General features: G+C 61.3%; 5 protein-coding genes. All 5 read right to left on the bottom strand.

Annotation, left to right across the window (positions count from 1 at the left end):
• The coding region (locus tag ACILSE_RS22455; RefSeq protein ID WP_395719684.1) for an ABC transporter ATP-binding protein at positions 1-931 on the bottom strand (931 nt) is incomplete at its 3' end.
• 12 nt (positions 932-943) lie between these two features.
• A complete protein-coding gene (locus ACILSE_RS22450; RefSeq protein WP_395719683.1) occupies positions 944-1,828 on the bottom strand; it encodes an ABC transporter permease in 885 nt (294 codons plus the stop codon).
• A gap of 170 nt (positions 1,829-1,998) precedes the next feature.
• Positions 1,999-2,556 (bottom strand): GbsR/MarR family transcriptional regulator, encoded by a 558-nt coding sequence (locus ACILSE_RS22445; RefSeq protein ID WP_395719682.1) that lies wholly within the window; start codon positions 2,554-2,556, stop codon positions 1,999-2,001.
• A gap of 231 nt (positions 2,557-2,787) precedes the next feature.
• Positions 2,788-3,819 carry an NAD-dependent epimerase/dehydratase family protein gene (locus ACILSE_RS22440; RefSeq protein WP_395719681.1) on the bottom strand — a complete coding sequence of 344 codons (1,032 nt, stop codon included), beginning with the start codon at positions 3,817-3,819 and terminating at the stop codon, positions 2,788-2,790.
• A 23-nt stretch (positions 3,820-3,842) separates the two neighbouring features.
• Positions 3,843-5,066 carry an L-2-hydroxyglutarate oxidase gene (gene lhgO, locus ACILSE_RS22435; RefSeq protein ID WP_395719685.1) on the bottom strand — a complete coding sequence of 408 codons (1,224 nt, stop codon included), beginning with the start codon at positions 5,064-5,066 and terminating at the stop codon, positions 3,843-3,845.
• Between the last annotated feature and the right edge of the window lie 21 nt (positions 5,067-5,087).

The raw sequence follows: 5,087 nt of genomic DNA, 5'->3' as shown, positions 1-5,087 counted from the left end.
GCTTCCGGATATCGATCTCCGCGCAGGGTTTCCCATCGGCATCCTCCACCGCGCCTTCGAGAAGCGTGGCACCGTGGCCGCTGATCTTTCGGCCCAGTTCCTCAAAGCGCACATGGAAGGGCGTCGCCTTGCCCTGGGTGTAGTAGGAGAGCACCGCCTCCGTCACATCGGTGTCCAGCCGCAGGCCTCCTTCCTCCAGCAGGATGGCCCGCTTGCACAGGGAGCTGACCAGGCCCATGTTATGACTGACAAAGAGCAGCGTGCGTCCCTGGGTGGCCACGTCGTTCATTTTCCCCAGGCACTTTCTCTGAAACTCGCCATCTCCCACGGCCAGCACCTCGTCGATGACAAGTATCTCCGCATCGAGATGGGAGGCCACGGCAAAGGCGAGACGGACCGTCATGCCGCTGGAGTAGCGCTTCACCGGCGTGTCGAGATAGGCGGCGCAGCCGGAGAAATCCACGATCTCATCCAGCTTTCGTGTGATCTCACTCCGCCGCATGCCGAGGATCGCCCCGTTCAGATAAATGTTTTCACGGCCGGTGAGCTCCTGGTGGAAGCCGGTGCCGACCTCTAGCAGGGAGGCGATGCGGCCCTTCACCCGGATCTCCCCCGAACTGGGCGTGGTGACACGGGAAAGGATCTTGAGCAGCGTGCTCTTCCCTGCGCCATTGCGGCCGATGACGCCGAGCACATCGCCCTGGTTCACCTGAAAGTTGATGTCCTTCAGCGCCCAGGCATAGGATGCTCCGCCCTGCGGCGCCGTGCTGCGGGAACGGTCGTTGCTGACGGCCACCTTGGCATAAGGATCCTCCTTGCCACGCACGCGATGCCACCAGCGGTTGAGATCGTGCGAGATCGTGCCTGTGCTCACCTGCCCGAGCCGGTAGAGCTTGGAGACGTTTTCGACCTGAATGACGGGCTTGCTCATCGATCAATCAAATCAGACGGTGTCCATGAAGCTCTTCTCCACCCTGTTAAAAATAAGCACGCCGCAGAACAGCACGACCATGACAAAGGCAGTGCTGTAGCCGAGGGCGCCCCAAGAGAACGAGCCGACGCCCAGATAGACAGCGCGGAAGGCCTCAATGATGGACGTCATGGGGTTGAGTTCCAGCCAGTGGCGGTACTTCTCCGGGACCATGGACAGGGGATAGACGACGGGCGTCGCATACATGGCCAGCTGCACGCCGAAAGTCACCAGGAAAGAGAGGTCGCGATACTTCGTCGTGAGAGAGGAAACGATGATGCCCACGCCCAGGCCAAGGCCGGCGAGCAGCGCGATGAGCAGCGGCGTCATGACCACGATGCCGCCCCAGTTGGGGTGGATGGCCGCGCCCTTGAAAAGATACCACCCCATGATCCCAAACAGCAGCAGGAACTGAATACCGAACTGCACCAGGGTGGAGATGACCACGGACAAAGGGGAGATCAGCCGTGGGAAATAGATCTTCCCGAAGAGGTTCGAGTTTGAGGTGAAGGTGGCGGAGGTTTTGGTGACGGCGGCGGCGAAGTAGTTCCACGGCGCGGTCCCCGCGAAGTAGAACAACAGCGGTGGCAGACCGTCCGTGGGCAGCTTGGCCACGCCGCTGAAGATGATGGTGAAGGTGGCGGTGGTCAGCAGCGGCTGGATGAAGAACCAGATCGGGCCGAGAATGGTCTGCTTGTACACGGCCACGAAGTCCCGCCAGACAAACATGCGCAGCAGGTCGCGGTAGCGCCAGAGGTCCCGCAGGTGGAGCTGGAACCAGCCGGGATCGGAGTGGATGACGAGATCCCAGTCCTCCGTGGCGAAGGGTGATGACGCTGCTGACGTGGGCTGGGACATGCGAGTTACTGTAACTCCCGGCTCCAGGGAGTAACTGCGGACCAGGGCTTTCTTCCGGCCACGCTGCCGCCCTCGGTTGTGAAAACCGGCGGCTGGGTGTTGATGATGACTGGGCTGCCCACGTGGAAGAGTGTGCAACGTGTCCGGCGGGCGGACGGCTGGCTGACGGGTTAGATAAGGTGCTCCAGCAGCGGGCTGGAGAACAATGCGTTGACCTTCTGATGCAGGCCGCGCGCGAGGCGCAGGCGGCGGGAGATTTCTTTGTGGCGCACGCTCTTTTCAGCGGGCATGCCTTCCATCTGGGCCGCAGTGGGGGCCGCGCCCAGGGAACGGTCGATCTGCACGCCGGCAGAGCGCAGCTTCTTCCGCATGCCGGGCAGCAGGCCATTGCGCAGGATGACCCCGAACCGCAGCTCGGCCTCGTAGAAGTCACGCCGGTCAGCGGCGTTCTCCACCTCCACCTTGTTCACGGCGTTCCAGGCAGCAAGGTGGCGCACGGTGATGCTCGCACTGGCCTTGCTGATCTTCAGCTTGTCCGCAATCTGGTCCAGGCACAGCGGCTCAGGACTGAGATACAGCAGCGCAAACAGCCTGCCAATCAGCTTGCCCAGGCCGAAGGAATGCGTCGTGTTCCCGGCCGCGTCGATAAAACGCGCCACCTCGCGGTCCCACGCGCCCAGGGACGCCGGGGCGTCGATGCGGGAGGTCTTGGGAGCGGCGGCGGACATTGTTTAGAAAAAACTAAACGCTCATAGCGTCGCGTTTTTGCTCTGTAAAGCAGCGAATGTGCCTGTTTCTCGACAATGCGGACGACACTCGTCTTTTCAACAGGGCTTACGCACCCAAAACCGTGGAAAATGGTGAAGCTCAGTCGCTTGCCACCGCAGTCCATGACGCGAGGCGGCGATGATGGCGCGTTGGACTTCAGGTTTCATTTCCACCATTCCACAATCCGCATTTCAGAAGCTGGTCTTCCAGAAAAACTTTTCGTCAATCTGGCTGGTGCGGATGAGATACTGAAGCTGCTTCAGGCGCGTGAAGGCGGGGAACTCGAACATCTCCTTCGTGAAGCCGATCTGCTGAAACAGCTCGTGGAACTGAACCACGCCCTTGTCGGCATCCCACTGGCATTTGAACGCAGGGAGGTGCTTCGCGATCTTATCGAAGTTCACGCGATAGCTGCGGTTGTCCGCGCCCTGTGTGCCAAAGCTCACCGAGCAGCCCTCGAAGACCCTGCCGACCTTCTCGGCGATTTCCTTCACGCGATAGTTCTGCCCGTTGCTGCCGATGTTGAAGGTCTCGTTGAAAACCGCCTCGGCCGGCGCGTCAATCGCGCACGCGATGGCCTGCGCGATGTCGAGGCCGTGGACCAGCGGACGCCATGGCGTGCCATCGGAGATCATCTTGATTTCCTTTGTGGTCCAGGCGAGGCCGCAGAGATTGTTCAGCACAAGGTCGAACCGCTGCCGCGGCGACGCACCGAACGCGGTGGCGTTACGGAAATAACAGGGCGCGAAATTTTTGTCCGCCATCGGCTTAAGGTCGCGCTCGCAAAGCGTCTTGCAGATCGCGTAGGCGGTCTGCGGATTCGGCTTGGTTTCCTCGGTCACGTCGCCCGCGGTCGCGACGCCATAGACGGAGCACGACGACATGTAGATGAAGCGCTTCACGCCCGCAGCCTTGGCAGTGTTGGCGAGGTGGAGCGTGCCCTTGTGATTGATCTCGTAGGTGATGTCCGGGTGGAGTTCGCCGAGCGGGTCGTTGGAAAGCTCGGCCATGTGGACGACGGCATCGTGGCCCTTCAGATCATCGGCCGTGAGGTGGCGGATGTCCTTCGCGAGGGTGCGCGCGGTGTCGCCCTTCGCGTTGTAGAGGTAGCCGGCCTTGTAAAAGCCAACATCCACGCCCGTGACTTCGTGGCCGCGCCCGATGAGCACGGGCGCGAGGAGGGCACCCAGGTAACCTTCAGTTCCAGTGACGAGTATTTTCATGTGTTAAATGTTCGGAGTAAAACTCAGGCCGTCACGCCGACGGTTTTGGAAACGACGGCCGGCACCTGGCGCGCGACTTCTTTGCCGATCTCAAGCGAGGCCGTCGCGGCGGGCGAGGGCGCGTTGCAGACGTGCATTTGGTTCCGCGCGGGGATGATGAGAAAATCATCGACGAGCTTGCCGTCGGGCATGAGCGCCTGCGCACGGATGCCTGCGGGGCTGGGCACCACGTCCTCGGCGCGAATTTCTGGAATGAGTTGCTGCATCGAGCGGACAAACGCGGCCTTGTTGAGCGAGCGCCAGATTTCCATCATGCCCTCGCCGAAATTTTTCCGCGCCAGCTTCCAGAAACCGCCAAAGGTCATGATCTCCACGAAATCGCGGAGGTTGAAGTCGGTCTTGAGATAGCCCTCGCGTGCAAAGGCGAGCACGGCGTTGGGCCCGGCGTGGATTCCACCATCAATCATCTTGGTGAAATGCACGCCGAGGAACGGAAAATCAGGATTCGGCACCGGGTAGATGAGCGTCTTCACCAAGTGGCACTTCTCCGGCACCAGTTCGTAGTATTCGCCGCGGAAGGGAACAATTTTCGCCTGCGGGTCCAAGCCCGCGGCGCGCGCGACGCGGTCGCTGTGGAGACCGGCGCAATTGATGACAAACTTGGCCTCGTATTCACCCGCGTTGGTCTCGATGACCTGCACGCCGCCGCGATCTGTGACGCGTTGCACCTGGGTGCGAAACTTCACAACGCCGCCGCGATCCTCGATCTGCTGCAGATACTCCAGGCAGACCTTGCGGTAGCTCGCGATTCCGGTGGACTTCACCAACACCGCCGCGAGGCAGCTGAGGTGCGGCTCGATTTCGCGGGCGCGTTCAAGGGAAATCCTTTCCACGGGCACGCCGTTTTGCTCGCCGCGCTTGAAAAGATTTTCCAGCAGCGGCAGTTCCTTCTCGTTCGTGGCGACGATGAGCTTGCCGCAAATCTCGTGAGGAATGCCGTGTTCCTGGCAGAACTCAGCCATGCTCTCTGCGCCGGCCTTGGCGAACTTCGCCTTGTAGCTGCCGGGCTTGTAGTAGATGCCCGAGTGGATGACGCCGGAGTTCCGCCCGGTCTGGTGCTGCGCGGGGCCGGATTCCTTTTCGAGCACGAGGATGCGCGAGCCGACAAACTTACGCCCGACGTGCATCGCCGTGGAAAGCCCGACGATGCCGCCGCCGATTACCGCGTAGTCGAACGTCCTCACCATTTGGAAAAGCTTCTGCTGGGA

Origin of the sequence: Prosthecobacter sp. (genome assembly GCF_044236155.1) — a bacterium.
GTDB lineage: Bacteria > Verrucomicrobiota > Verrucomicrobiia > Verrucomicrobiales > Verrucomicrobiaceae > Prosthecobacter.
The sequence above is the reverse complement of the archived record's forward strand: the minus strand, read 5'-3'. Positions and strand labels throughout refer to the sequence as shown.

Excerpts from the sequence above, each read along its gene's own strand:
- ACILSE_RS22445 (WP_395719682.1), bottom strand. The coding sequence starts at position 2,556 with ATGTCCGCCGCCGCTCCCAAGACCTCCCGCATCGACGCCCCGGCGTCC.
- lhgO (WP_395719685.1), bottom strand. The coding sequence starts at position 5,066 with ATGGTGAGGACGTTCGACTACGCGGTAATCGGCGGCGGCATCGTCGGG.
- ACILSE_RS22450 (WP_395719683.1), bottom strand. The coding sequence starts at position 1,828 with ATGTCCCAGCCCACGTCAGCAGCGTCATCACCCTTCGCCACGGAGGAC.
- ACILSE_RS22440 (WP_395719681.1), bottom strand. The coding sequence starts at position 3,819 with ATGAAAATACTCGTCACTGGAACTGAAGGTTACCTGGGTGCCCTCCTC.